The organism is Microbacterium sp. UFMG61 (assembly GCF_015354505.1).
Lineage (GTDB): Bacteria > Actinomycetota > Actinomycetes > Actinomycetales > Microbacteriaceae > Microbacterium.
Genome location: NZ_JACAFP010000008.1, coordinates 165,143 through 191,244, shown reverse-complemented (window position 1 = coordinate 191,244; position 26,102 = coordinate 165,143). Strand labels below are relative to the sequence as shown.

The following is a 26,102-nucleotide window of genomic DNA, read 5'->3' as shown; positions in this document are numbered from 1 at the left end:
CTTTGCAGTTTCGGAACCCTCCTTTCTGCAAAGTGAGCGATTCGAAGCGGAAGGGTGGGCTCCCGGTCGCACGGGTGATAGACAGTTCACAGACGACCGAGGGGGATCGATGCGTGCTGCACGCGGAAGAATGCTGGCCGGAGCGATCGCGGCGCTCACGATCGCGCTGGGCGGATGCTCGGCGCCGAGCACCGCGCCGAGCACTGCACCGACGAGCTCCAGCGCCGCGCCCACGCCCACGCCGACACCTGAGGCAGTCGTCGTCGATCTCTCCGCGGAACCGATCTCGGGCGTGGGCCCCACGGAGCAGCATCCGGGAGTCGCCTTCCCCGCGCCCGAGGGAGCCCGCTCCGTGACACTCGACGTCGAGTGCACCGGCGGCGAGCGCTTCGTGATCGGCATCACGACCGCGATGTCGCTCGATACCGCGCGTCTCGAGCGCACCTGCACCGGCGTGCAATCGATGATCTGGCCCGTGTCGAAGAGCGCCGCGCCCACCCTGTACATCTGGGCACCCGACGGCGTCGCCTGGACAGTGACTCCGCGATTCTCCGCGGACGAGTTCGAGACCGACGAGACGATCGCCGCCGAGTGCGCGGCTTTCGGCGAGATCTACAGCGCCGTGATGAATGCCGATCAGGGCTACGGGACCTATCAGGCGTTCGGCCTCGACGAGTGGACGGCACGCGTGGATGCCGCTGCCGCCGACCTCGATCGATTGGCCGCGTCGTCCGAAACGAGCATGGCTCCCGGGTTCGCCCGGATGCTGGAACTCATGCGCAGTCCCGACCGCGTCCCGGGCGAGATCTCGAAGGGCGTGATCCTGAACGACCTGATCGGCGACGCGTGCGCCGTCAACCACACCGTGATGGTGCTGAACGCCGAGTTCGGAGGCTGAGCACTCTCCCGGGTCAGACGCGACGAGCGGATGCCGCGCGCAGCTGCGCCGGGCTCCACCTCACCCCGAGCGCACTCGAGAGTGCGACCTGCGCGACGCCGGTCGCGACCTGGGCGTCGGCATCCGCGTAGCGCACCGGCACATTCACGGTGCCCGTGGCGGTGTAGTCGATCTCGGCCTGCACGAGTGCGAGGAATCGATCGCCGAGCGCGCGAGCCGGGCCGCCGATCGCGACCTCGGCCGCATCGAGCACGGCGGCGATGAGCTTGACGGTGCGAGCCAGCGCCCGCGCCCCGTCGGTCAGCAGCCGGTCGTCGGCGCCCGCGGCGAGCGTGGCGATCGTCTCCGCATCCATCGCGTCATCGAACTCGTCTCCGAGCATGGCCGTCAGCGAGGCGACCGACTCGAGGCACCCGCTTCGGCCGCACCGACACTCGCGCGCCTCGTCGCCGAACTGCACCTGCACATGTCCGATCTCCCCCGCACGGTCACGGGGACCCGGCGCGAGCTCGCCGTCGAGCGTGACGGCCGCGCCGATGCCCGTGCCGATGTGGATGAACAGACGGTACCCCGACGACTCGTCCTCGATGGCGGCCTCTGCGATCGCCTCGGCGTCGACGTCGTTGACGAGCAGCACGGGCACACCGAGCAGTTCCTCGAACCGGTCTGCGAGGGGCACGTCGGTCCACCCGAGCTGCACGCTCTCGAACACGCGGCGCCCGTCGGTCGTCCCGGGCAGCTGCACTCCTGCGACGAGCGGGCGCCCCGGGTACCCGGCCGCGATGTCCGCGACAGCGGCGTCGAGCATCCGGTCCCGCGTGGTGTCGGTGTAGACGACTCGTCGCGTGTCGACCTCAGTGGCGTCGAGCGCGATCAGGGCGATGCGGGCGTCGGTGGGTCTGATGACGACCACGACGAGCAGGTGATGATCCGCGTCGATGCTGAGCGTCGTCGGCCGCTTGCCGCCGGTACTCGCCGCCTGCGCACCCTCTGCGACGAGCCGCAGGTCGATCAGTTCGGCGACGAGCGACGAGGCCGTCGCCGCCGTGAGCCCGGTGGCACGCGCGATACCGGCGCGCGTCTGCGCACCCGGATCGTCGAACACGAGTTGCAGCGCGCGGCGCAGGTTCGCGCGGCGGACCGCGGCCTGAGTGTCGAGAGTGTCGTCGCCGTTCAGCATGGGGTGATTCCCGATGTCGGATTCGATTGACAGACCAGGGGTTCCTGCGTACCCTCGGTCATAGTTTATTCAATAAACTTAGTTCGGTCCCCGGGCGGGTGAGTGCTGCACACACTGTCACTCGCCCGGACGACCGGATCAACGCCCTTCGGCGGCTTCCGTGTGATGGCGGATCACCTCGGCCACGACGAAGTTGAACCACTTCTCGGCGAACTCGGGGTCGAGATGTGCCTGCTCCGCAAGCGACTTCAGTCGTGCGACCTGCTGCTCCTCACGACCCGGATCGGATGCCGGCATCTCATGCTCGGCCTTGAGCTGCCCGACCTGCTGCGTGGCGCGAAACCGCTCGGCGAGCATGAAGATGAGTGCGGCATCGATGTTGTCGATGCTGGAGCGCAGTCGGAGGAGTTCAGCCCGGGGGTCTTCGGCAGCGGTCATGCCCCCTACTCTACGGAAGCCGCGGCCAGCCCTGCCGCTATCGTGAGCACATGACCGAAGACGAGAAGATTCCGGCCACGGGCACGACGGATGCCGCATCCGAGCGCGCGTCCTCGGCGGCATCCGAGATCCCGGATGCCGCGGCACTGCCCGACTTCCCCGGAGCGACCGCCACGTCGAACGTCGCGGGTCCCGTGGACCAGGTCGGCCGCGCCGCATCCGTCCGCCGAGTGGTCGTCGAGCCCATGACGCCGAGCCGCTCGTTCTGGACGCGCATCGACCGGCCGTTCGTCTTCGGCTTCCTCGTGACACTCGGCGGACTCGCCGCGATCGTGCTGGGCCTGGCAGTGGCCAACCTGTCGACGGTCATCATCTACATCGCCCTCGCGATGTTCGCGGCCCTCGGCCTCGACCCCACAGTGCGGATGCTCGAGAAGCGCGGCCTTTCGCGCGCGATCTCGGTGGTCGTCGCGATCGTCGGACTCATCATCGTGGCGGGCCTCGTCGTCTGGATGGTCGTGCCCGTCGTGATCGAGCAGATCGCGAGCTTCATCCGCTCGGTACCCGGCATGATCCAGGAGTTCATGCGCTCCGACATCTACGCGACTCTCGAAGACCAGTTCGGCGACCAGTTCGAATCCCTCGTCACCGACGTGCAGAAGTTCCTCACTGACCCCGGCAACATCGCGGCGATCGGCGGCGGCGCCCTGCAGGTCGGCGCCTCGATCGCCAACGCCATCTCGGGCATCATCGTCGTGCTCGTGCTCACGCTGTATTTCCTCGCGACGCTGCCGTCGATCAAGACGGGCCTGCTGCGCCTCGCCCCGGCGCGCGATCGTGAGCGCGCGAAAGACATCACCGACCAGATCACCGACTCGGTCGGCGGCTACGTGATGGGGATGGTCATCCTCGCGTTCTGCAACGCCGTGCTGGCGTTCCTGCTGTACTTCTTCCTCGGCCTGCCGTTCCCGCCGCTGATGGCGACGGTCGCCTTCTGCATCACGCTGATCCCGCTCGTGGGATCCGTGTTGTTCTGGATCATCGGCAGCACCCTCGCGCTGTTCACCAACCCGATCGCCGCGCTCGTGTTCGCGATCGTCTACCTGATCTACATGCAGATCGAGGCGTACGTGATCACGCCGCGCGTCATGAACCGCGCGATCTCGATCCCCGGATCGCTCGTCGTGATCGGCGCTCTCGCGGGCGGCACGCTGCTCGGACTGCTCGGCGCTCTCGTGGCGGTGCCGGTCGCGGCATCCATCCTGATCATCATCAAGCAGGTGCTGATCCCCCGTCAGGACGCCCGGGTCTAGCGGGCGCCCCGCCCGCGCCGCGCCGCACCGCGTCCGCGAAACCCNNCATCCCGCACGAAACCCCCGTCCCGGACACGGGTCTCGCACAGAGACAACGGTCTCGCACAGGGAAGACGGCCTCGTACAGGCAAGACCGTCTCACCACCGCACCCGCAGAGCCCTCAGCACCCGCACACACAGAAGTGCCCGACCCCCACAAGGGCCGGGCACTTCTGTGTGAAGACGGCTCGAACTCAGACGAGGTCGTTGTCCTCGAGCCACTTCTTGGCGATGTCAGCAGACGACTGCTGGTCGACCGTGCTCAGCACGTTGAGTGCGACGAGCTCCTCACCGGTCAGCTTGGCGCTGACCGCGTTGAGCACATCGGAGACCTCATCCGCGATGTCGCTCGAGACGATCGGCACGACGTTCGACGAGATGATCAGGTTCTCGGGGTCTTCGAGAGCGACGATCTCCTCGGTCTCGAACGCGGGGTCCGCCGTGTAGATGTCCGCGACCTGGATCTCACCGGCGAGCAGCGACTCGAGGGTCGTGGGGCCGGTGGCCGAGAACGCCAGGTCGACGCCGTAGACCTCCTTGGCCACTGCCGGGCTGTACGGACGCTGCTCGAACTCGGGCGCCGCACCGATCGTGACGGGCGAGGTGACCTTCGAGAGATCGCCGATCGTCTTCAGACCGTTCTCCTCGGCGAAGCTCTTGAGCACCGTGTACGAGTCCTGGTCGGATGCCTCTGCGAAGTCGAGGGCCGTGAGGCTCTCGGGCAGGGCCTCCTGCAGGGCGGCGTAGACGTCGTCGGGGCTGGTGACGTCGACCTCGTCGTCCGAGATGTACTCGAGCAGGCTGCCCGTGTACTCCGGGAACACGTCGATGTCGCCGGACTCGACGTCGGGCATGTACGCGTCGCGCTGGCCGATGCTGAACTGGCGATCGACCGTGAGGTCGGCCGCCTCGAGTGCCTGCGCGTAGATCTCGGCGATGATCTCGTTCGAGTAATAGGCCTGCGAGCCGACGACGATCGCGTCGCTGCCGCCCGAGCTCTCGCCGGAATCGGCCGGCTCGCCGAGCGATTCGCTCGAACCGCAGGCGGTGAGGGCGAGTGCCGCCGCGGCGACAAGGCCGACGGCGAAGACAGAGCGCTTTCCTCGTGCTGTGAACATGGACTTCCTCTTCTCTGGGGGGACTTCTGGAACTGCTGTGCTGTGCATTCAGGTTGTTGCCGGCTCGGAAGCGACCGTCGTCGATTCCTCACCGGAGGTGGACGGACCGGAGGTCGAGGGCTCGGCCGCGGGAGCGAGTGCGCGCGAGCGTCGTCGCGAGGGGCGCCCGCCGGTGCGGAGCCCCCTCGGCACCGCGAGGTGCTGGGCGGCGGCGAGCAGCAGGTCGACCAGCAGTGCGAGAACGGCCACGAGGATCGCGCCGGCGACCACCTGGTCGAAACGCTGCAGCGGGATGCCTTGGATGATCGGGTAGCCGAGCCCGCCGAGCCCGACGTATGCGGCGATCGTGACCGTCGCGATGACCTGCAGCAACGCTGAGCGGATGCCGCCGACGAGGAGCGGAAGCCCGAGCGGCACCTCGACCTTCCAGAAGATCTGCCAGCCCGTCATGCCCATGGCCTTGGCCGCGTCGATCACACGCCGGTCGATGGCTTCGAGGCCGGTGTACGCGCCAGCGAGCAGAGACGGGATCGCGAGGAGCACGAACGTCGTGATCGCAGCCTCGGGGATGCGCAGCACGCCGAGCAGGAGCACGAGCAGGATCATGAGGCCGAAGGCCGGGATCGCTCGCGCCGCACCGGAGACGGCCACGGCGATCTCGCGCCCCTTGCCCGTGTGTCCGATGAGCCACCCGAGCGGTACCGCGATCGCCGCCGCGATGAGCACCGAGACGGCGGTGAGCGTCAGATGCTCGCCGAGCAGTTTCGGCAGCGCGTAGTTGCCGGTCCACTGGGCGGGGGCGAGCATCCAGGCGAAGGCTTCGAGGAAGAGGTTCATGCGGGAGCCCCCACGGCCACGGGTCGCACCGCGGCGGTCTTCGTCGCGGCGCGGGTCCACGGCATGAGCGCTCGCCCGGCGAGCAGCAGGAGCAGGTCGATCACGAGGGCGATCACGACGACGGCGATGATCCCGGCGAACACCTCCGCGATGATCCGCCGGTCGAGGCCGTTCGTGAAGAGGTAGCCGAGGTTCCGGATGCCGATCAGGATGCCGACGGTCGCCAGGGAGATCGTGCTCACCGCCGTGACGCGCAGGCTCGCCAGGATGACAGGGCCGGCGAGTGGGAACTCGACCGCCCAGAATCGCCGGAAGGACCCGAAGCCCGTCGCCGTCGCCGCCTGACGGATGTCGTCATCGACCGAGTCGAGACCGTCCGAGACCCCGCGCACGAGGATCGCGATGGCGTAGATCGTGAGCGCGACGATCAGGTTGGCCTCGCTGCGCGGGGAGTAACCGACCACCGATGGCAGCAGGATCAGCAGGGCGAGAGAGGGGATCGTGTAGAGCAGCCCCGTGAGCAGGATGATCGGACCGCGCACGAGCTTGAACCTCCAAGCGACCCAGCCAAGGGGCAGAGACAGCACGAAGCCGAGCACGATCGGGATGATGCTCTGACGCAGATGCACCAGAGTCAGCTCGAAGATCAGCCCGAGGTTGTCGGTGACCCAGTTCACGCGCGCTCGCCCTGCACAGCGCCGAGAGCCGCGGCATCCGGCCCTGCGAGAGGACCGTCGGACTTCTCGACATCGGCCACGATCGCACCCTGAGTGCGCCCCTCAGAGTCGACCACGACGGTGCCGTGCGGGGTCTGCTTGAGGTGCAGTGCGCGACGCCCTCGGTCTGCGCCGATGAACGATGCCACGAAGTCGTCTGCCGGGTTCTCGATGATCTCGCTCGGGCTGCCCACCTGCACGATGCGCGCACCCTTGTCGAGGATCACGACCTGATCGCCGAGCAGGAACGCCTCGTCGATGTCGTGCGTGACGAACACCACGGTCTTGTCGAGCTCGTGCTGCAGCCGCAGCGTCTCCTGCTGCAGGTCGGCGCGCACGATCGGGTCGACTGCGCCGAACGGCTCGTCCATGAGCAGGATGTTCGGGTCGGCCGCCAGCCCGCGGGCGACGCCGACGCGCTGCTGCTGTCCACCCGAGAGCTGACTCGGGTACCGCTCGGCCAGCGACTGATCGAGTCCGACCGTCTTGAGCAGCGCACGAGCGCGCTCGTGCGCCGGCCCCCTCTTCACACCGGTCAGACGCAGCACGGTGGCGACGTTGTCGATCACCGTGAAGTGGGGCATCAGACCGGAGTTCTGCATGACATAGCCGATGCGGCGACGCAGCGCGACGGGGTCGCCGCCGAGCACACTCTCGCCGTCGATCTCGACCTCACCCGAGGTCGGCTCGACCATGCGGTTGATCATCCGCAACAGGGTGGTCTTGCCGCATCCCGAGGATCCGACGAACACCGTCGTCTTGCGGGATGGGAGCACCAGGCTGAAGTCCTTGACGGCTGTCGTGCCGTCGGGGAACTGCTTGGTGACGTTGCGGAATTCGATCACGATTACTCTCCGGTCGATCGATCGACGAGACGGGCATCAGCGCCCCGGCTGCGGCATACAGAGGTCATGCGGACACTTCGACACGGGGGTCGAACGCGACGAAGCCCGAGAAGTCCTTGCCGACACGATCGAAGGCGCTCGGGTACGGGGTCGGGTACGACCAGGCGTAGTCGGTGTGCAGCTCGCCGCCGGCCTGCACCGAGTAGTACTGGGCAGCACCCTTCCACGGGCACGTGTACGGGGTCGGGCTCTCGACGAGCGCGCCCTCCGTGATCGACGCGGGCGGGAAGTACCAGTTGCCCTCGATGCGCGCGAGATCGCTCTCGTCTGCCTCGGCGATGACGGTTCCTGCGAGTACAGCCTTCATGGTCCTGCCTCCTCGGATGTGGGTTCGAGCGTATAAGAGGTCGGCGACATCGGGTTCAGGGTTGCGCCGGATGCCGTCAATGTGAGAAACAATCCTGCGCCGGGCACGCCGATCGCGCCAGGCCTCTCATGGACTGTTCGGAGCGGATGCCCGTGCGGATGCCCCTGATCGGCATCCGCTCCGCGCATCCGCACACCAGGGTCATGCCGACTGCCGCCCGTAGCCCTCGAGCAGCCGCAGCCAGACCTCGCTGACCGTGGGGTAGGAGGGAACCGCGTGCCACAGCCGCGCGATCGGCACCTCGCCGACGATCGCGATCGTCGCGGCCTGCACGAGCTCGGCCACCTCGGGCCCCACGAAGGTCGCACCGATCACGACGTCGCGGTCGGTATCGATCACCAGGCGTGCCTGACCCTCGAAGCCGTCTTCGTAGAGGCTTGCTCCGGCGACCCCGCCGAGGTCGTAGTCGACGACCGCGACGTCATGGCCCGCCTCACGCGCCTGAGCCTCGGTGAGCCCGACCGATCCCACCTCGGGGATCGAGAACGTGACCTGCGGGGCACCCGCGTGGTCGGCGGTCGCGACGTGACGCCCCCAGGGAGCGTCGTCGACGGCGTCGCCCTTCGCGCGGGCCGCGATCACGTCGCCCGCCGCCCGAGCCTGGTACTTGCCCTGGTGGGTGAGCAGCACGCGCCCGTTGACGTCGCCGACGGCGTAGAGCCAGTCGGAATCCGGAACGCGCATCGTGTCGTCGACCGTGATCCAGCGCCCCGCCTCGAGTCCCACGACGTCGAGGCCGATGTCGCCGCTGCGCGGAGAGCGCCCCGTCGCGACGAGCACCTCGGTCGCGGTGATGCTCGATCCATCGTCGAGCACGATCGTGACCCCGTCGTCGCTGCGGCTGACGCTCGTCGTGCCGGTCTCGGTGCGCACGTCGACGCCGAGCTCCTTCAGCCCCGCCGCGACGCGCTCACCCGCGAACGGCTCCATCGAGCCGAGCAGTCCGCTGCGGGCGATGATCGTGACCGTCGACCCGAGCGCCGCGTACGCCGTCGCCATCTCGACTGCGACGACTCCGCCGCCGATCACGGCGAGCGACTCGGGCAGCTCCTCGGCGCTGGTGGCCTCGCGGCTGGTCCACGGCGACGACGCGCGCAGACCGTCGATCGGCGGGATCACGGCGTCCGAGCCGGTGCTGATCGCGACCGCATGACGGGCGTGCAGCACGCGGGTGCCGCCGTCGGCATCCGTCACCGTCACCTCGCGTTCGCCGGTGAGTCGACCGTGGCCGCGCGCCAGGTCGATGCCGGCCGAGTCGAGCCACTTCACCTGGCCGTCGTCCGACCAGTTGCTCGTGAACGAGTCGCGGCGGTCGAACACCGCCCGCACGTCGAGCTTTCCGGTCACCGCCTCTTTCGATCCGGCGACATGCTGCGCCGCGCGCAGCGCCTGGGCCGAACGCAGCAGCGCCTTCGACGGCATGCAGGCCCAGTACGAGCACTCACCGCCCACGAGCTCGCTCTCCACGATGATCGCGGTCAGCCCGGCCTGCACGGCGCGGTCGGCGACATTCTCGCCGACCGGCCCTCCGCCCAGCACGATCAGGTCGTATTCGTCGGTCTTCTCAGCAGCCATGTGGTGCACCTCTCCGTCGCCCAGTCTTGCTCAGAAGCAACGCCGAGTCACGGGGTGGTGTTCCGCCGGGAGTTGTGGTGGGATGCGCCGGGCGCGTCGCCGGTCTCGGCCGATCTCGGTTCACAACTCAGCATGGATGGGCCGGATCCGCCCCGAAGCGGCCCAGTTCGGCCGGCTTTACCGAATCCTTGCTGAATCGTGAACGGCAAGGTTGAGGTCAAGCGACGACCGCGAACGAGCTCAGCGCACGAGCAGGAAGCTCGTCGGCGTCGGCGCGGGTGCCTGATGGCGGATGCCGAGCGGCGCCCCCGTGCGCTCATCGAGGTCGAGCAGGGCGATCGTGTCGGAGCGCTGCCCCGCGACGAGCAGCTTGCCCTCGTGCACCAGGTGATGCCTCGGCCAGTCGACGCCCGAGTCGGCCAACGCGAACGGCTCGAGGCTCTCGCCGCCGCCCTGCACTCGTAGCGCGGCGATCGTGTTGCTGCCGCGCAGCGCGGTGTAGAGGAACTGTCCGTCGCGCGTGCGCGCGAGCTCGGCAGGGAAGTCGGTGCCCACCTCGGCGATCGGGCTCGTGAGCACCGAACCGACGACCGCCCACGTGCCGTCACGACCGGCGGCGAGGGTGAACACCTCGCACGAGTACTCGGTGACGACGTGCAGGTGACCGCTGGGGTGCACGACCATGTGTCGCGGTCCGGTGCCCATCGGCAGGGCGACCTCGTGATCGAGGACCAGGCCACGGGCTGCTGAGCCTGTCGAAGCACGCCAGATGCGCACGAGATCGAAGCCGAGATCGGTCGTCGCGATGCGCCCGTCCGGCAGGAACGCGGCGGCATGCGCGTGCGAGACGCGCTCGTCACCGCCGGCCGTGCGCGAGCCCGCGTACGGGTCGGATGCCGCCGCGGCGACACCCGCCGGGGCAGACGCCTCGAGGGGTTCGCCGAGCAGGGCCGCACGCAGCTCGGCGGCCCTGTTCACGGCATCCGGCACCAATCGGCCCTGGGCGTCGATCCCGATGCGCACGACGCGGCCGTCGCCGTAGCAGCTCGCGATCAGGAAGTCCCCGCGCGGGGCGACGGCGACATGGCACACATTCTGTCCGGCCTCGACCGGCTCGCCGAGCGGCTGCAGCGCGGACTCGCCGGAGCGGATGAACGCCTGCACCGCGGCATCCCCCTCGAGCGCCGCGTAGACGACGTCGAGGGTGGGATGCGGCGCGAGCCACGACGGCGACGGAGTCTGCGTGACCGCGCCGCGATACGAGAGCGACGTCTGCCTGTCGGCGTCGCCCGCGAGCAGGCCGATGCCGTCGGCGGAGCCCTCCATCGCGGATCCGTATCCGCCGAGCCAGAACCGGGTCACGGCGCGCTCAGTCGAGCAGGTCGTGGCGCACGACGACCTGGTCGCGCTCGGGACCCACGCCGATCACCGAGATGCGCGTGTTGCTCATCTTCTCGAGCGCCAGCACGTAGTCCTGCGCGTTCTTCGGCAGATCCTCGAACGTGCGAGCGGTCGAGATGTCCTCCGACCAGCCGGGGAAGTTCTCGAGGATCGGCGTCGCGTGGTGGAAATCGGTCTGGTTCACCGGCACCTCGTCGAAGCGCTCTCCGTCGACGTCGTACGCCACACAGACCGGGATCTGCTCGAGTCCGGTCAGGATGTCGAGCTTGGTGAGCACCAGGTCGGTGATCCCGTTGACGCGGGTCGCGTAGCGCGTGATCGGGGCGTCGTACCAGCCGACGCGGCGCGGACGGCCCGTCGTCGTGCCGAACTCGAAGCCGCGCGAGCGCAGCCACTCGCCCTGCTCGTCGAAGAGCTCGGTCGGGAAGGGACCGGATCCCACGCGGGTCGTGTACGCCTTGACGATGCCGACGATGCGGTCGAGGGCGCCGGGGCCCACACCCGAGCCGGATGCCGCGCCCGCGGCCGTCGCGGTCGACGACGTCACGAACGGGTAGGTGCCGTGGTCGATGTCGAGCATGGTCGCCTGGCCGCCCTCGAACACCACGACCTCGCCGCGGTCGAGCGCCTCGGAGATCAGGTAGCCGGTGTCGGCGACCATCGGGCGCAGGCGCTCGGCGTACGACAGCAGCTCCTCGACGATCTCGTCGACCGTCACGGCGCGACGGTTGAAGACCTTCACCAGCAGGTGGTTCTTCTGGTCGAGCGCGCCCTCGACCTTCTGGCGCAGGATGTTCTCGTCGAAGAGGTCCTGCACGCGGATGCCGACGCGGTTGATCTTGTCGGCGTAGGCCGGGCCGATGCCGCGGCCAGTCGTGCCGATGTTGCGCTTGCCGAGGAAGCGCTCGGTGACCTTGTCGAGCGTGCGGTGGTACGCAGTGATGATGTGCGCGTTGGCGCTCACCTTGAGGCGCGACACGTCGATGCCGCGGGCGCCGAGCGCCTCGAGCTCGTGGAACAGCACCTCGAGATCGATCACGACGCCGTTGCCGATGACCGGCGTGACGCCGGGCGACAGGATGCCGGACGGCAGCAGATGCAGTGCGTACTTCTCGTTGCCGACCACGACGGTGTGACCGGCGTTGTTGCCGCCGTTGAACTTGACGACCCAGTCGGTGCGCTCGCCGAGCAGGTCGGTGGCCTTGCCCTTGCCCTCATCGCCCCACTGGACGCCGACGATAACGATTCCTGGCATGGGTATCCCCCTTGCTTTCGCCGGGTTTGCACCGGCTGATGAGCTGGCCCTTCTCGGGCAGGTCCATCCTATCGAAGCGGTGTTACGGGGCCCTTTTCGGGCTGTGGGCGGCCGGATGCGACAGGCGCGAAGCACCTGGCGGGGCACTGGCGGAAAAGCATCGGATGCTGTCGCTCCCGCCGCTCGTCAGTGTCGGTGGCCGGTGCCAGGATCGGAGGATGCCGAAGACCGGTCGCGTGCAGCGCGACGACAGCCTGAATCCCCCGAAGCCCCGCACCCAGGGTCCGCTCGTGCTCGTCGCCGCCCTCGTGACGGTGGTCCTGTGGGCGTCGGCGTTCATCGGCATCCGCGGGGCGGGTCCGCACTACGATCCCGGCGCCCTGGCGCTGCTGCGCATGGCGGTGGGCAGTGCCGCACTCGCGATCATCGCGGTGCGACACGGCATCCGTCTTCCCGCACGCAGGCACTGGTGGCTCGTGGCGGTGTGGGGCATCGGCTGGTTCTGCGTCTACAACCTCGCGCTGAACGCCGCCGAGCGCACGCTCGACGCGGGCACGGCGGCGATGGTCGTCAACCTCGCGCCGCTCATGGTGGTCGTCTTCAGCGGCCTGTTCCTGCGCGAGGGCTTCCCGAAGCCGCTCATCGTGGGAGCCCCGATCGCCTTCCTCGGCGTCGTGCTGATCGGCATGAACTCATCGACGAGCGCGGGCGAAGGCCCCGACATCACCGGGCTGCTGCTCGCACTGCTCGCGGCCGTCATGTACGCCGGGTGCACCCTGCTGCAGAAGCACCTGCTCAGCGCGGGGTCCGACGCGACGACGCTGACCTTCCTCGGCGCCGTCGCGGGCACCGTCGCGCTGCTGCCGTGGACGGGCAGCCTGATCGGCGCTCTGCAGACGGCTCCGCTCGACTCGACGCTGTGGGTCGTGTATCTCGGGATCTTCCCGACCGCGATCGCCTTCACGACCTGGGCGTACGTGCTGCAGCGCAGCACCGCGGGTCAGACGTCGGCGACGACCTACGTGGTGCCGGCGATCGCGATCCTGATGTCGTGGGCGATCCTCGGCGAGGTGCCGACGCCGCTCATGTTCGTCGGCGGGGCGCTGTGCCTGCTCGGCGTGCTCGTCACGCGGATGCGGTGGGGCCGCCGCGCCTGATGGCGCCCCCGCAGATCGATCCGCTCACATATCGCCATATCGGTCTAGCAGTGCGACGCATCGCGACCGATAAAGTGTGCGGCGGAGGCGAATATGACCTGGTGGCCCTACGCACGACTCGCGGCAGCAGCGTTCTCGGTCGCGGCCGTCATCGCACAGCTCGCTCTGACAGTGCAGGTGGCTCTCGAGGCCACGACACCGTGGGGCTCGCATCTGCCGACTGTGTCGGCGAACTTCCTCAGCTTCTTCACGATCGAGTCGAACCTGCTTGCGGCGGGCGTGCTGGTCATCGGCGCGATCTGGGCCCTGCGTCACCGCGGCGATGCCGAGCAGGAACCGCGCTGGCTCGCCGTGCTGCTGGTCTGCGTCAGCACATACATGATCGTCACGGGGCTCGTGTACAACACGATGCTCCGCGGCATCGAGCTGCCGCAGGGCACCACCGTCCCCTGGTCGAACGAGGTGCTGCACGTGGTGTTCCCGCTGTTCCTGCTGCTCGATGTGCTGTTCGCGCCGCGCCGGCGGGCCCTGCCGTGGAGCACCGTCTTCGTCACCGCGATCTTCCCGCTCGTCTGGGCGGCGTACACGATGATCCGCGCGAACCTCATCACCGCTCCGGCGACCGGCAATGCCTGGTGGTACCCGTATCCGTTCCTCGACCCACGGCTCGTCGGCGGGTATCTCGGCGTCGCCGGCTACGTGGTGGGCATCGCGATCGCCATCATCGGCGTCGGCTGCTTCGTGGTCTGGATGGGGCGCAGCCGCGCAGCATCCGCCGCGTCCTCCTCGTCCGCAGCGAAGGACTTCTCACGCTCCGAAGGCTGATCTTCGCGACAGCATCCTTCACAGCGAGACATCTCCTTCGCGGCGAGGGCACGCCGACAGCCGCGCCTCGCCCCGGGCGGCAATCTCCGTGTCGGGAGGCCATATCTCGAGCAGACCTCCGCCCGACGCGGAGAAGGCCGCCCGACAGCCGTGCCCGTCGCCGGATGCGGTTACGCTGATCGACGGGGGATCGTCGACGCGTCCCCGTGGGAACGAGGAGACACACCGATGAACGAGCCCTACTCGCCCGGCCCCTCCGCCGGTTCGACACCGCCGCCTCCGCCCGCGCCTCCGGGTCAGGCCGCACCGCCGGCTCCTCCCGCGACCCGGGCCGAGGCGTCCGCGACAGCATCGTCGGCGTCGACCCCGGCGCCCAAGAACTCCGCCGCTCCCACCGACGCCGAGATGCGGCGCGCGAGCGAGGTGCTGAAGACCGTCTCCGATGCGTACTCCGCCAAGATGGTCGGCCAGGAGCGCCTGCGCATGAGCCTGCTGATCTCGCTGATCGCCGGCGGCCACATCCTGCTCGAGAGTGTGCCGGGCCTGGCCAAGACCACGGCCGCGAGCACGCTCGCCGACACCGTGAAGGCGCAGTTCAAGCGCATTCAGTGCACGCCCGACCTGCTGCCCAGCGACATCACCGGCAACCAGATCTACGACGCCGCGACCGGGTCGTTCCGCACGGTGCTGGGCCCCGTGCATGCGAACTTCGTGCTGCTCGACGAGATCAACCGGTCGAGCGCCAAGACTCAGAGCGCCATGCTCGAGGCGATGCAGGAGCACCAGACCACGATCGGCGGCGAGGTTCACCACCTGCCCCAGCCTTTCCTGGTCATTGCGACCCAGAATCCCATCGAGCAAGAGGGCACGTACGAGCTGCCCGAGGCGCAGATGGACCGCTTCCTGCTCAAGGAGATCGTCGAGTACCCGAGCCCCGCCGAGGAGTTCGAGATCCTCGGACGCATCGACTCGGGCGTGCTCGATCCCGACCGTCACGTCTCGAGCGCCATCACTCTCGACGACGTGCGACTGCTGCAGGACGTGGCGAGTCGCGTGTACGTCGACCCGGCGATCCGCAACTACATCGTCTCGATCGCCTACGTCACCCGGAACCCCGCGCCGTACATCGGCGAGGAGCGCGCCCGGTACATCAAGTACGGCGCGAGCCCCCGCGCGAGCATCGCCTTCCTGCAGGCATCGCGCGCGCTGGCGCTGCTCAACGGCCGCGCGCACGTGCTGCCCGAGGACATCCGCTCGCTCCGCCACCTCGTGCTTCGCCACCGCGTGCTGCTGACGTTCGAGGCCGACGCCGAGGGCATCCGCAGCGAAGAGATCATCGACCAGATCTTCGCGTCCGTGCCGACCCCCTGACCCTTCGAACCTTCGACACGCTCAGGGACCCAGCCGGAAAGCGCCCCATGCCCAGCCTGATCGCCCAGGTGAAGAGCAAGCTCTTCATCCACTCGTCGCGCAAGTCGCTGCACGCGCTCGACGGTGCCTACGCGTCGCTGCTGCACGGGCGCAGCCTCGACTTCGAAGACCTGCGCAAGTACGAGTACGGCGATCAGGTGCGCGACATCGACTGGCGGGCGACAGCACGGCTGGGCACTCCCCTGGTCAAGCGTCACCGCGCGATGCGGATGCACACGATCCTCTTCGTGGTCGACACGGGCCGCTCGATGTCGGCGCTTGCACGCGACGAGAGGTCGAAGAAAGACCTGGCGGTGCTCGCGGCAGGCGCACTCGGCGTGCTCGCGCTGCGCCACGGCGACGACTTCTCGCTCGTCCACGGCGACGCCGACGGCGTGCGCCGCCGTGCCCCCGGCCGCAGCGAGGGAGCCCTCGAGCACGCACTGCGCACGATCGACCGGTCGATCGCCACGAGCACCGCGCCGAGCGACCGCGACGCCCTGCTGTCGTACGTGACGCGCACGATCTCGCGGCGCATGATCGTCGTCGTGGTCACCGACGAAGCGCCCATCACGACCGAGACGGAACGGATGCTGCGCCGACTGCGCGTGCAGCACGACGTGCTGTGGCTCACTCTGCGCGACGCGGATCCGGTGCTGGACCACACGACGAAGACGATCCGCGCCGACGTCGACAGCATGTGGGAGGTGCCGGACTTCGCGCAGGGAGACCTCGACATCGTGGGAGAGCTCGTGGCTCAGGCTCAGGCCGATGCCGCGCGCCTCGCCGAGCTGCTGACCCGCATGGAGATCAGCCACGGTGTGCTCACCGGGCAGGACGACGCCGTCTCGCAGCTGCTGCAGCTGCTGGCTTTCCGCAGAGCGGGTGCGCGAGCTGCGGCGCCCGCACCCGGTGGGTCCCTGAGCCCGTCGACGGGTCGGAGGTCTCATGCCCGGCTCTGACGAGCTCTACCCCCCGGCCCAGTACGGCTGGGGCTGGATCCTGCTCGCGATCGGCGTTCTGCTGCTCCTGATCGCGGCGGCCTGGGTCGTGATGCTGCTGACCAGGCCGCGCCGCGACCTCACCCTCACCGACCCGTCGCAGGGTCCGGTGCTGCAGACGACAGACGTGCTCTCGCAGCTGCGGGTCGAGTACCTGCAGAGCATCCAGCGCATCGAAGACGACTACCGCGCCCGTTCGCTCTCGGCACGCAACGCCAACCTCGAACTGAGCCGCGTCGTGCGCACGTTCGTCAACGAGTACAGCGGACTCGAGGCCCCGGTGATGGCGCTCGACGATCTCGTCGCCCGCGGCGCGCACCCCGCCCTCATCGACGCGATGCAGCGTCACTACTACCCGAGCATCTTCCGCCAGGGACCCGCGATCGACCCGCTCGCCGGAGCCGAGGCGGCCAGGGCGGTGGTGCGCTCATGGCACTAGCGAACTGGTGGATGCTGCTCGTCGCCGCCGGCATCGTCGTGGTCGCCGTGGCGATCGGCCTCGTGCTCGGGCTGCGTCGCACCGGCCGCAGCGACGCCCACGAGCAGGCGCGCATCGCGCGCGCCGAGCGGGTACGCGCGCTTCCGTCCTTCCGCACGGCGCTGAACCGACGGATCGTCGCCCTCTGCGGCATCCTGCTGCTCGGTGTCATCGCGACCGCGTCGGCGGGCGTCGTCGCGGCACGGCCCATGACGTCGCAGACTATCCAGCCCGTCAACACGAGCCGCGACATCATGCTGTGCCTCGACGTCTCGGGGTCGATGACCGAGGTCGACGTCGAGGTGCTCACCGTGTTCGAGGAGCTGCTGAAGGAGTTCGAGGGCGAGCGCATCGGACTGACGATCTTCAACAGCTCGCCGGTGCAGATCTTCCCCCTCACCGACGACTACCCCTTCATCCGCGAGCACCTGCAGAGCATCAGAGAGAGCTTCGACTTCACCGAGCAGACCCCCGAGCACTGGGTCGGCACGATGAACGGCAACGGCGCCTCGTTGATCGGCGACGGTCTCGCGGCGTGCGCGCTCGCGTTCGACCATCCCGACGACGAGCGCTCCCGGTCGATCATCTTCGCGACCGACAACGAGATCAACGGCGCGTCGATCGTGACCCTGCAGGAGGCCGCGGCCTACGCGAAGTCGATCGGCGTGCGCGTCTTCAGCCTGAATCCCGTGCAGGGCAAGGATGCCGAGATCAGCGCCGAGCTCACCGAGGCGGCCGAGACCACCGGCGGCACCGCCTACGGTCTGCGTGACACGACGACCGTCGAAGACATCGTCGCCCAGGTGCAGGAGCAGGAGGCCACGGCGCTCCAGGGCCAGGCGCAGGTGGTCTGGAGCGACAGCCCGAACCTGTGGATCGTCGTGCTCATGGTGTCGACCCTGGCGTTCATCGTCGTGCTGTGGAGGGTGAGACTGTGATCTTCCAGCCCGTGCTCAACGTCTTCCTCCTCGCGCTGCTCTTCACCCCGATCGCGGCGCTCGCGGTGCTCGCCCTCGTGAAGGCCCCGACGACGGGCTCCGGCACCAGGGCCGGCGCGCGAGCGCTCTGGGCCATGCGGCTGGTGATGCTGCTCGCGTGCTTCGTGATGCTGCTTCGCCCCGGCATCCCCGGTGGCACCACGCAGACCCTGGCGACCGACACCGACGTCGTACTGGTCGTCGACACGACCGCCAGCATCGTCGCGGAGGACTGGGGCGACGGCGAGCCCCGCCTCGACGGGGTGCGCGCTGACGTGCAGAAGATCGTCGACGAGTATCCGGGCGCGCGATTCGCGCTGATCACCTTCGACGCGTCCGCCGACGTGCGGATGCCGCTGACCACCGACACGACCTCGCTGATGTCGTCGCTCGAGGTGCTGCGTCCCGAGGTGACCAGCCGCTCTCGGGGCAGCTCGATCGGCATCGCCGCCGAGCAGCTGCACGAGACGTTGGCGAATGCCGCCGCGAACTCGGAGGACCGGTCGCGCATGGTGTTCTACTTCGGCGACGGCGAGCAGACCGCTCTGTCGCCGCCGGAGTCGTTCGACGACAGCGCGGCGTTCACCGACGCCGGGGCCGTGTTCGGCTACGGCACTGCCGAGGGCGGCCCGATGAAGCTCACCTCGGGGTCGTTCGATCCCGCGGAGGGCGAGGGGTACATCGAGTACCAGGGCTCGAACGCGCTGTCGGTCATCGACGAGGCGAACCTGCAGACGATCGCGGGTGAGCTGGGCGTCGAGTACCAGCACCGCACGGCCGATTCGGAGCCGACGCTGCCCGACGCGCCGTCGACCACGGTGGCCTATTCCGACTCGGGGGAGGTCGGCAACGTGATCGAGCTGTACTGGATCGCGGCGCTGCTCATGGCCGCACTGCTCGGGGTCGAGCTCGCTCGGGCGACCATGCTCGTGGCGCGGCTGCGCAGGCTCCGCGTGCGGTCCCGCTCCGCCGCTCGCGCGGCCTCCGGCTCGAAGACAGAAGGAGGGGCCGCATGACCTCCGACCAGCTTCCGCCCGGCGCGCCGACTCCGCCCGACGTTCCCGTTCCGCCCCAGACAGCGCCGCACCCGCAGGCAGACGCGCAGACGCCGGCCGAACTCCGCGCCGCAGCCGCGGCCGCGCTGCTGGCCTCGAACCGGCGACGCCGCCGCGTCCGTCTGTGGATCGGTCTCGGCACCCTGCCGCTCACGCTCGCCGCGCTGCTGTTCGTCGGCAAGCTGCTGAGCATGTACGCCTTCGCGCATCAGTCGATCAGCTCGTATGTCGCCGACGACTATGCCGGAGCCGAATCGGCGGCGCGCGGGCAGGAGTTCCTCAACTGGTTCGAGCCGTACAAGGCCCCGTTCAACGTGGGCACCGCTCTCGCCGGAGCGGAGAAGCTGCCGGAGTCGCGCGCGAAGTTCGAGGAGTCCCTGAGCCTCGCCACCGGGCTCGAAGTCTGCAGCGTGCGCATCAACCTCGCGATCGTGATCGAGCGGATGGGCGACGCGGCGCGCAGCGACGGCGACGGCGCCACCGCCGCCGAGCTCTACGGCGAGGCGCTCACCGTGACGACGGAGATGCCCGAGGAGTGCAACAGCGACGAGGCGCAGGAGCAGTCGTCGGATCCCGACCGCGACATGCAGCAGAGCAAGGAGGACCTCGAAGACCGGCTGAAGCAGAAGCAGCAGAACGAGGAGCAGACTCCGCCCGAGGAACCGCAGGAGCAGGAACCGCAGGAGCAGCAGGAACAGCCCTCGGATGAGAAGATCGAGGACCTCAAGGAACAGCTCGAGCAGGGCACGCAGGAGCGCGATCAGCGCGGCGACGACGACGGCGGAGGCTCGGGGACGGACAAGCCATGGTGATGGATCACGAGAAGCAGCGGGCCCGCTACGTCGCCGGCACCGAGGGCGCACCTCCCGTGCCGCCTCCCGGCGGTTACCGCAATGCGCGGCGGCCGTCCGGTCCCCTGCTGCCCTCGCCCGCGGTGCCCGGTCTGTCGGCCACCGCCACGGTGGAGCCGTCGAAGAAGCCCGCGAACATCCTCGGCTGGATCGCGCTCGTCACCGGCATCCTGTTCGCCCTCATCCTGCTGATCACACTCGCGGCGGGTGGCACCGATGCGCTGTACGGCGTCACGATGCTGACGCTGCAGCTCGTCGTCGTGGCGGTGATCGTCGGTGCGCTGTTCTCGGCACGTGCGCGGACCTTCGCGGCGATCGCGCTGGCGGTCACCGTCGTCTTCAACGTCGCCACCGTCGGCGGCATCGGCGCCGTGCGCACGTCGGCGACCGGCAGCTACGACGGCATGAAGAGCGACGAGCAGAAGCACGAAGAGGCCTACCCCGGGATCAAGGACCAGGACCCTCGGGATGCCCTGAATCAGCAGTCCCTCGAAGAGGTGCGCGCTGCGGCGGACGCGCTGTTCGCCGACGTGCGCGAACGGGTCACCGACGAGTTCGGCTACCAGTGGGTGCAGGTCGGCGATGAGGATCTGCGGCCCGAGCGCAACGGCTACGGCGGCGAGTCGATGCTCATCGAGTACACGTCAGTCGGCTGGGCGACCACGGAGCCCATCCACGACTACGGCGTGAAGCTGCAGGTCATGGATCTGATCGACGACGTCGTCATCGAGCACGGCCTGTCATACCTGTACTCGTTCAACGACGAGTACTCGGGCATCGAACCGACCATGAAGCAGAAGCTCTACGGCAGCGAAGACCCCCGTCTGCAGCACACCTGGGAGTACTACGCCGAGAACTACCCCGAGCCGATGCGCTTCTACGCCAACGTCTTCGACCTCGCCAACGACTCGACCGGCGACTTCCGTGTGGCGCGCGAGGCCCAGAACGCGCGGACGGGCGAACCGCTCGAGGGCCTGCAGATGGTCGTCATCGCGAGCGGCCTGCTGAGCGACGCCGACCGGGCGGAGTTCGAGGAACGGCTGAAAGAGTACCCCGGGTTCTAGGGCCGGCGATCGGATCGTCTGACGGGCCGCTGGGCCGCCGACTGCTCAGCTCGCGAGAGAGAGCCCCGCGGCGAGCGCGAAGCCGAGCACGGTCGCGAGCCCGGTGACGTTCTTCGCCTTCTCCTGCGCATCCGGCACCATCGAGTCGACGAGCATCACGAGCAGCGCACCGGCGGCGAATCCGCCCGCAGCGGCTCGGAAGTCGTCTCCGGTCACGCTCGCCAGCGCGAAGCCGGCGATCGTCGCGAGTGCGCAGGTCAGCGCGATGCCCGCCCAGAGCAGCAGCACCCGGGACTTCGTCATGCCGCCCTTGAGCAGGTCGGCTGCCGAGCCGATCGACTCCGGCAGGTTCGAGACGACGATCGCGACGGCCAGGGCGATGCTCACGGGTTCGCCGGAGGCGAGTCCGATGCCGAGCACGAGCTGCTCAGGGATGCCGTCGAGCAGCGCGCCGAGCGCGAGCGGGGCGCCCGCTCCCTGATCCGTGGACTTCGCGGCTCGCGCGTCGAGCACGCGATCGGCGAGGTAGTACGCGAGTGCGCCGAGCACCACTCCGGCGACGAGCGGGATGGGGCCTGCGAGATCCAGCCCCTCCTCCCAGAGCTCGAAGGCGATCGACGCCATGAGCGCCCCGGCACCGAATCCCAGCACGATGCCGAGCCACCGCGGCGGCCAGGTGCGCAGCAGCGCGAGCACCGCACCCACGAACAGGGGCGACGCCGCGACGAGACCCCACAGAATCGCCTGTGACATGTGCCGCCTCCTTCAGGGACACTCTGCCACTGCGGCATCGGAATGTGCAGATCGCGACGCCCACGCACCTGAGAACGACAAGCGATACGTCAGGCGGGCCTGCCGAAAACGATCGCTTGCGGCGGAACCACCTACGCAGACGGCCAGGCGCACGACATGACGCCAAGAGGCCTGCCGAACCCCCTGCCGGAACAGCGTCGCGCCGGAACATCGACAACAGCGTTCTCGGCGCGGCAACCGAAGTCGGATGCGCCCGAGCCTCACAGCCGAGCACTGCCAGGCTGCGGCTCGCTCTCCTGCTCAGTCGACCGGCACGCGATGGATGCCGAGGTCGGTGCGTCCCGGCAGCAGATCCGCTCGAAGCGCTCTGGTGCCGTGATAGTCGCCGTCGCGAAGCCTGCGATACGGACTGCTCGGGGATTCGTCGCGGAGCCCGGCGAGACGCTCGACCAGCCGCGCGCTCTCCCGGTCGATGTCTGCCGCGTCCAGTCCGTCGGCATCGTGGACGACGTGCAGATCGAGCGGCTCGATGCCCGTGTACCAGAGGGTGCCGTGAGTCAGCGGGAACAGCAGCGAGTCCAGATCGCCGCTGACGCCCCGTTCTCCGATCGAGCGCTCATCCTCTCCGGCCGTCACGATCACGAGGGCGCGGCGCCCGGCGAGCGTGCCCTCGCCGTAGCGCAGAGGGAGACCGGTCTCGGGATCCGAGGGACCATACGCGAATCCGCTGGTGAGCACGCGGTCGAGCCACCCCTTGAGGATCGCGGGCGGGCCGTACCACCAGAGCGGGAACTGGAGCACGACGAGATCGGCGGCCGCGAGCTTGCGCTGCTCCTCGGTCACATCCGGGGGCAGTTGCCCCGCCGCATACGCCTCGTCCATCAGATCGACGACGTTGCCCTCCCGTCCCAGAGGCTCGCCCAGGTCCGGGCCCGCGAGCACGGGGTCGAAGCCCTGAGCATAGAGATCCGAGATCTCGATGTCATGGTCACGCGAGAGAGCGTCGACTCCGTCGCGGAACAGCCGCGCATTGAAGGACTTCTCCTGGGGATGGGCATAGATCCAGTGGACGGTCGGGCGGGATGCTGACACGGACGGCCTTTCTTTCAGTGGGAGACAGGGTGGCGGGCTGTGCGCCGCCACAGCGGCAGGAGTGCCGCGGCGACGACCGCCACGGCCGCGACGAGCAGGGCGACGACGAAACCACGAGACCCGGCGATCACGGCGATGGTGCCGAGCACCGCGATGCCGAGACCGCCGCCGAGGGCGAAGCCGACCTCCTGGATCGCCCCCACCTGACCGGCGTCGTCTTCGGTCGTCACGTCGAAGAGCGTGGTTGCGGCGAGGGTCGCCGCGACCCCGAATCCCACTCCGACCAGCACCAGCGGGATTGCGACGAGATCGACCCCGGTCGACAGCCAGATGAGCCCCGCGCCCTGCACGACGAGAGCGAGCACCGTGAGCGTGGGTGAGCTCAGCCACCGCAAGAACAAGGGGGCGAGCACCCCGCCGAGCGCGATCGCCACGGCCTGCGGAAGAATCGCGATTCCGGCCTCGGCCGCACTGAAGCCCCTGGCATCCTGCAGGTGCAGGCTCACCAGGAGGACGGATGCCGTCGACACCCCGCCGCTCGCCACGATGCGCACGATGGCGGGGCTGAAACCGGGGACTCGGAAGAGCCGCATGTCGATGAGAGGCTCAGCGAGGGTGCGCTGACGGCGGATGAAGAACACGAGCGTGCCGACCGCCACCACGCCTGCGATGCCCGCGGCGAGAGGAGCGGCGAGCACCTCATGCAGGGCGAAGACGAGGGCGCCGAGCGCGACGATCGACGACAGGATGCTGAGGATGTCCCACGACGGCCGTCGCGAGCTGCGGGAGTCGGGCACGAGCCAGATCGCGAGCGCACCGGCGACGACCGCGAGCGGCACACTCCCCAGCAGCAGCCATCGCCACCCCGGACCTTCCGTGACGAGGCCGTCGAGCACGGGGCCGAGCGCGCTTCCCGCGCCGAAGGTCGCGGTCCACAGCCCATAGGCCAGCACGCGCTGCCGTGCGTGATAGTGCGCGCCGATCGTGGCGACGACACCTGCCACCACGAAGGCTTCTGCGACGCCGAGGAGCGCGCGGACGACGATCAGCATGATCCCGTCCTGAGCGAACCCGCCCACCAGGTTGAGCACGGCGAATCCCACGAGGCCGGCGAGCACGATGCGCTTGCGCCCGAACGCGTCGCCGATCCGGGCGGCGATGATCAGGGTCGCCGCCAGCGAGAGCGCGTAGACGTCGACGAGCCACAGGGCACCACTGTCGCTGAGGGTGAGATCGCCGCGGATCGCGGGCAGCGCGGTCGACATGCTGCTGATCGCGAGCGCCCCGATCAGGATGCCGAGAAGCAGCGGGATCATGGCGAGCCACGGGTGCAGGGCCGCGCGCGGACGGGCGGATGCCGTGGGGTTCGGGAGGGTCACCGCTTCAGTCTTGTGTGTGGGTACACTTCAGACAAGTACTGTCATTCAGGGTACATAGTGACCATTCGGATACTGTCACGGCGAACGGAAGGCGCGTCCATGAGGGAGAAGACCGAGCGCATCGTCAGGGAGTGGGGCGACGCGTGCGACGCAGAGGTGTCGATCGCCGTGCTCGGCGGGGCCTGGAAGCCCAGCATCCTCAGCCTTCTCGGCGCGCATGAGGTACTGCGATTCGGCGAGCTCAGCCGGCTGCTCGACGAGCCGACCGCTCGCGTGCTGACCCGCCAGCTGCGCGAGCTCGAAGACGACGGTCTGCTCATCCGCACGGTCTATCGGCAGGTGCCGCCCAAAGTCGAGTACCGACTGAGTGAGCTGGGCCGGGGATCGATGCCGCTCGTCCAGGCCCTGACCGAATGGGGTGGCGGATACGCGGCGCATCAGCGACGCGAACTCGAACGCCTTGCCGCCGAGCCCGCGGGCCTCGACGCCGCCGCCGCGCGCTGACTCCGCACCCCGTCCGAAACAGCCGACACGCCGCCGATAGACTGGGAACCATGTCCAAGGTCCTCCAGTCACTTCCCGTCGGCGAGCGCGTCGGCATCGCCTTCTCCGGAGGACTCGACACCTCCGTCGCCGTCGCGTGGATGCGCGACAAGGGCGCCGTCCCGTACACGTACACCGGCGATCTCGGGCAGTACGACGAAGACGACATCGAGTCGATCCCGGGCCGCGCGCTCGAATACGGCGCCGAGGCCTCGCGTCTGATCGACTGCAAGACCGCCCTGGTCGAAGAGGGCCTGGTCGCCCTGTCGTGCGGGGCGTTCCACATCCGGTCGGGCGGACGCACCTACTTCAACACCACGCCCCTGGGTCGCGCCGTCACCGGCACGCTGCTCGTGCGTGCGATGAAGGAGGACGGCGTCGACATCTGGGGCGACGGCTCGACCTACAAGGGCAACGACATCGAGCGGTTCTACCGCTACGGCCTGCTCGCCAATCCGCGCCTGCGCGTCTACAAGCCGTGGCTCGACGCCGACTTCGTCACCGAGCTCGGCGGGCGCAAGGAGATGAGCGAGTGGCTCGTCGCCCATGACTTCCCGTACCGCGACTCGGTCGAGAAGGCGTACTCGACCGACGCCAACATCTGGGGCGCGACGCACGAGGCGAAGACCCTCGAGCACCTCGACGTCTCGCTCGAGACCGTCGACCCGATCATGGGCGTGAAATTCTGGGACCCGTCGGTCGCGATCGAGACCGAAGACGTCTCCGTCACGTTCGAGGCCGGACGCCCGGTCGCCATCAACGGCGTCGAGTACACCGACCCGGTGGCCCTCGTCATGGAGGCCAACACGATCGGCGGACGCCACGGCCTCGGCATGAGCGACCAGATCGAGAACCGCATCATCGAGGCGAAGTCGCGCGGCATCTACGAGGCTCCGGCCATGGCGCTGCTCTTCATCGCCTACGAGCGCCTGGTCAACGGCATCCTGAACGAAGACACCCTCGCGACGTACCACGAGCAGGGTCGCCGCCTCGGTCGCCTGATGTACGAGGGACGCTGGCTCGAGCCGCAGTCGCTCATGCTGCGCGAGTCGATCCAGCGCTGGGTCGGCCTCACGATCTCGGGCACGGTCACGATCCGCCTGCGCCGCGGCGACGACTGGACGATCCTCGACACCACGTCGCCGAACCTGTCGTACGGACCCGAGAAACTCTCGATGGAGCGTGTCGGCGACGCCGCCTTCGGCCCGGTCGACCGCATCGGCCAGCTCACCATGCGCAACCTCGACATCGCCGACTCGCGCTCGCGCCTCGAGCAGTACGCGGGCCTCGGCCTCATCGGCGGCGCCACGGGCGAGCTCGTCGGACGTGTGACCGCGGGCGAGTCGAGCGAGATCACGGGATCCGTCGAGGCGGTCGACGAGAACCTCGCCGACGCCGTCGACACCGCGTCCGAGGGCGCGGCCTTCGACTCCGGCACCGACTGACGCCGATCGACGACGGCCGACTCGGGATGC

26 protein-coding genes are annotated in these 26,102 nt (G+C 68.9%); 13 read left to right on the top strand and 13 right to left on the bottom strand.

The genetic code is table 11. The annotated features are described in order from the left end of the window. The first annotated feature begins 109 nt into the window (after positions 1 to 109). Positions 110 to 898, top strand: a complete 789-nt coding sequence (locus IXW21_RS12040; RefSeq protein WP_194764484.1) for a hypothetical protein — start codon at positions 110 to 112, stop codon at positions 896 to 898. 13 nt (positions 899 to 911) lie between these two features. Here IXW21_RS12040 and IXW21_RS12035 read toward each other — a convergent pair whose 3' ends face one another. Next, complete coding sequence (locus IXW21_RS12035) at positions 912 to 2,078, bottom strand: ROK family protein (RefSeq protein ID WP_194764483.1); 1,167 nt, start codon at positions 2,076 to 2,078, stop codon at positions 912 to 914. 138 nt (positions 2,079 to 2,216) lie between these two features. Continuing rightward, positions 2,217 to 2,516: a chorismate mutase gene (locus IXW21_RS12030; protein ID WP_194764482.1), complete on the bottom strand. Its 300-nt coding sequence runs from the start codon at positions 2,514 to 2,516 to the stop codon at positions 2,217 to 2,219. A gap of 50 nt (positions 2,517 to 2,566) precedes the next feature. Here IXW21_RS12030 and IXW21_RS12025 point away from each other — a divergent pair, with 50 nt between their 5' ends. Beyond that, entirely contained in the window at positions 2,567 to 3,829 is a 1,263-nt protein-coding gene (locus IXW21_RS12025; RefSeq protein ID WP_194764481.1) for an AI-2E family transporter, read from the top strand. A 233-nt stretch (positions 3,830 to 4,062) separates the two neighbouring features. On the opposite strand, the gene IXW21_RS12020 is transcribed toward IXW21_RS12025, so the two are convergent. From IXW21_RS12020 to IXW21_RS11985, 8 genes are all read right to left on the bottom strand, one after another. After that, entirely contained in the window at positions 4,063 to 4,986 is a 924-nt protein-coding gene (locus tag IXW21_RS12020; RefSeq protein ID WP_194764480.1) for an ABC transporter substrate-binding protein, read from the bottom strand. A gap of 48 nt (positions 4,987 to 5,034) precedes the next feature. After that, positions 5,035 to 5,823: an ABC transporter permease gene (locus IXW21_RS12015; protein WP_194764479.1), complete on the bottom strand. Its 789-nt coding sequence runs from the start codon at positions 5,821 to 5,823 to the stop codon at positions 5,035 to 5,037. Then, positions 5,820 to 6,500: an ABC transporter permease gene (locus tag IXW21_RS12010; RefSeq protein ID WP_194764478.1), complete on the bottom strand. Its 681-nt coding sequence runs from the start codon at positions 6,498 to 6,500 to the stop codon at positions 5,820 to 5,822. Before IXW21_RS12010 ends, IXW21_RS12015 begins: the two co-directional genes overlap by 4 nt. Continuing rightward, positions 6,497 to 7,384 (bottom strand): ABC transporter ATP-binding protein, encoded by an 888-nt coding sequence (locus IXW21_RS12005; RefSeq protein ID WP_323742238.1) that lies wholly within the window; start codon positions 7,382 to 7,384, stop codon positions 6,497 to 6,499. The genes IXW21_RS12010 and IXW21_RS12005 overlap by 4 nt, the downstream gene beginning before the upstream one ends. A gap of 64 nt (positions 7,385 to 7,448) precedes the next feature. Continuing rightward, positions 7,449 to 7,751 carry a DUF427 domain-containing protein gene (locus IXW21_RS12000; RefSeq protein ID WP_194764477.1) on the bottom strand — a complete coding sequence of 101 codons (303 nt, stop codon included), beginning with the start codon at positions 7,749 to 7,751 and terminating at the stop codon, positions 7,449 to 7,451. 201 nt (positions 7,752 to 7,952) lie between these two features. Further along, positions 7,953 to 9,386 carry a dihydrolipoyl dehydrogenase family protein gene (locus IXW21_RS11995; RefSeq protein WP_194764476.1) on the bottom strand — a complete coding sequence of 478 codons (1,434 nt, stop codon included), beginning with the start codon at positions 9,384 to 9,386 and terminating at the stop codon, positions 7,953 to 7,955. 240 nt (positions 9,387 to 9,626) lie between these two features. Continuing rightward, positions 9,627 to 10,748 (bottom strand): lactonase family protein, encoded by a 1,122-nt coding sequence (locus tag IXW21_RS11990; RefSeq protein WP_194764475.1) that lies wholly within the window; start codon positions 10,746 to 10,748, stop codon positions 9,627 to 9,629. Positions 10,749 to 10,755: 7 nt separating this feature from the next. After that, a complete protein-coding gene (locus IXW21_RS11985; protein ID WP_194764474.1) occupies positions 10,756 to 12,042 on the bottom strand; it encodes an adenylosuccinate synthase in 1,287 nt (428 codons plus the stop codon). A 218-nt stretch (positions 12,043 to 12,260) separates the two neighbouring features. Between IXW21_RS11985 and IXW21_RS11980 the strand changes: the two genes are divergently transcribed. From IXW21_RS11980 to IXW21_RS11940, 9 genes are all read left to right on the top strand, one after another. After that, positions 12,261 to 13,199, top strand: coding sequence for a DMT family transporter (locus IXW21_RS11980; protein ID WP_194764473.1), 939 nt, complete (start codon positions 12,261 to 12,263; stop codon positions 13,197 to 13,199). 93 nt (positions 13,200 to 13,292) lie between these two features. Beyond that, positions 13,293 to 14,024: a Pr6Pr family membrane protein gene (locus tag IXW21_RS11975; protein WP_194764472.1), complete on the top strand. Its 732-nt coding sequence runs from the start codon at positions 13,293 to 13,295 to the stop codon at positions 14,022 to 14,024. A 405-nt stretch (positions 14,025 to 14,429) separates the two neighbouring features. Continuing rightward, a complete protein-coding gene (locus IXW21_RS11970; RefSeq protein ID WP_194764514.1) occupies positions 14,430 to 15,395 on the top strand; it encodes an AAA family ATPase in 966 nt (321 codons plus the stop codon). A 47-nt stretch (positions 15,396 to 15,442) separates the two neighbouring features. After that, on the top strand, positions 15,443 to 16,396 hold the full coding sequence (locus tag IXW21_RS11965; RefSeq protein ID WP_194764471.1) for a DUF58 domain-containing protein: 954 nt from the start codon (positions 15,443 to 15,445) through the stop codon (positions 16,394 to 16,396). Further along, positions 16,383 to 16,874 carry a hypothetical protein gene (locus IXW21_RS11960; RefSeq protein ID WP_194764470.1) on the top strand — a complete coding sequence of 164 codons (492 nt, stop codon included), beginning with the start codon at positions 16,383 to 16,385 and terminating at the stop codon, positions 16,872 to 16,874. Before IXW21_RS11965 ends, IXW21_RS11960 begins: the two co-directional genes overlap by 14 nt. Beyond that, a complete protein-coding gene (locus tag IXW21_RS11955; RefSeq protein ID WP_228528458.1) occupies positions 16,865 to 17,851 on the top strand; it encodes a VWA domain-containing protein in 987 nt (328 codons plus the stop codon). Before IXW21_RS11960 ends, IXW21_RS11955 begins: the two co-directional genes overlap by 10 nt. Continuing rightward, on the top strand, positions 17,848 to 18,906 hold the full coding sequence (locus IXW21_RS11950) for a vWA domain-containing protein (RefSeq protein WP_194764469.1): 1,059 nt from the start codon (positions 17,848 to 17,850) through the stop codon (positions 18,904 to 18,906). Before IXW21_RS11955 ends, IXW21_RS11950 begins: the two co-directional genes overlap by 4 nt. Beyond that, entirely contained in the window at positions 18,903 to 19,757 is an 855-nt protein-coding gene (locus IXW21_RS11945) for a hypothetical protein (protein ID WP_228528457.1), read from the top strand. The genes IXW21_RS11950 and IXW21_RS11945 overlap by 4 nt, the downstream gene beginning before the upstream one ends. Continuing rightward, positions 19,751 to 20,860 (top strand): DUF4064 domain-containing protein, encoded by a 1,110-nt coding sequence (locus IXW21_RS11940; protein WP_194764468.1) that lies wholly within the window; start codon positions 19,751 to 19,753, stop codon positions 20,858 to 20,860. Before IXW21_RS11945 ends, IXW21_RS11940 begins: the two co-directional genes overlap by 7 nt. Positions 20,861 to 20,905: 45 nt before the next feature. Here IXW21_RS11940 and IXW21_RS11935 read toward each other — a convergent pair whose 3' ends face one another. The 3 genes from IXW21_RS11935 to IXW21_RS11925 all read right to left on the bottom strand — a co-directional run bounded on the left by IXW21_RS11935 (position 20,906) and on the right by IXW21_RS11925 (position 24,084). Next, a complete protein-coding gene (locus IXW21_RS11935) occupies positions 20,906 to 21,613 on the bottom strand; it encodes a ZIP family metal transporter (RefSeq protein ID WP_194764467.1) in 708 nt (235 codons plus the stop codon). 300 nt (positions 21,614 to 21,913) lie between these two features. After that, positions 21,914 to 22,705, bottom strand: a complete 792-nt coding sequence (locus IXW21_RS11930; RefSeq protein ID WP_323742237.1) for an NAD(P)H-dependent oxidoreductase — start codon at positions 22,703 to 22,705, stop codon at positions 21,914 to 21,916. A 14-nt stretch (positions 22,706 to 22,719) separates the two neighbouring features. Continuing rightward, positions 22,720 to 24,084: an MFS transporter gene (locus tag IXW21_RS11925; RefSeq protein ID WP_194764466.1), complete on the bottom strand. Its 1,365-nt coding sequence runs from the start codon at positions 24,082 to 24,084 to the stop codon at positions 22,720 to 22,722. Positions 24,085 to 24,183: 99 nt separating this feature from the next. Here IXW21_RS11925 and IXW21_RS11920 point away from each other — a divergent pair, with 99 nt between their 5' ends. Both IXW21_RS11920 and argG read left to right on the top strand, forming a co-directional pair. Next, positions 24,184 to 24,588 (top strand): winged helix-turn-helix transcriptional regulator, encoded by a 405-nt coding sequence (locus IXW21_RS11920; RefSeq protein ID WP_194764465.1) that lies wholly within the window; start codon positions 24,184 to 24,186, stop codon positions 24,586 to 24,588. 50 nt (positions 24,589 to 24,638) lie between these two features. Beyond that, a complete protein-coding gene (argG, locus tag IXW21_RS11915; RefSeq protein WP_194764464.1) occupies positions 24,639 to 26,072 on the top strand; it encodes an argininosuccinate synthase in 1,434 nt (477 codons plus the stop codon). Positions 26,073 to 26,102 lie beyond the last annotated feature (30 nt).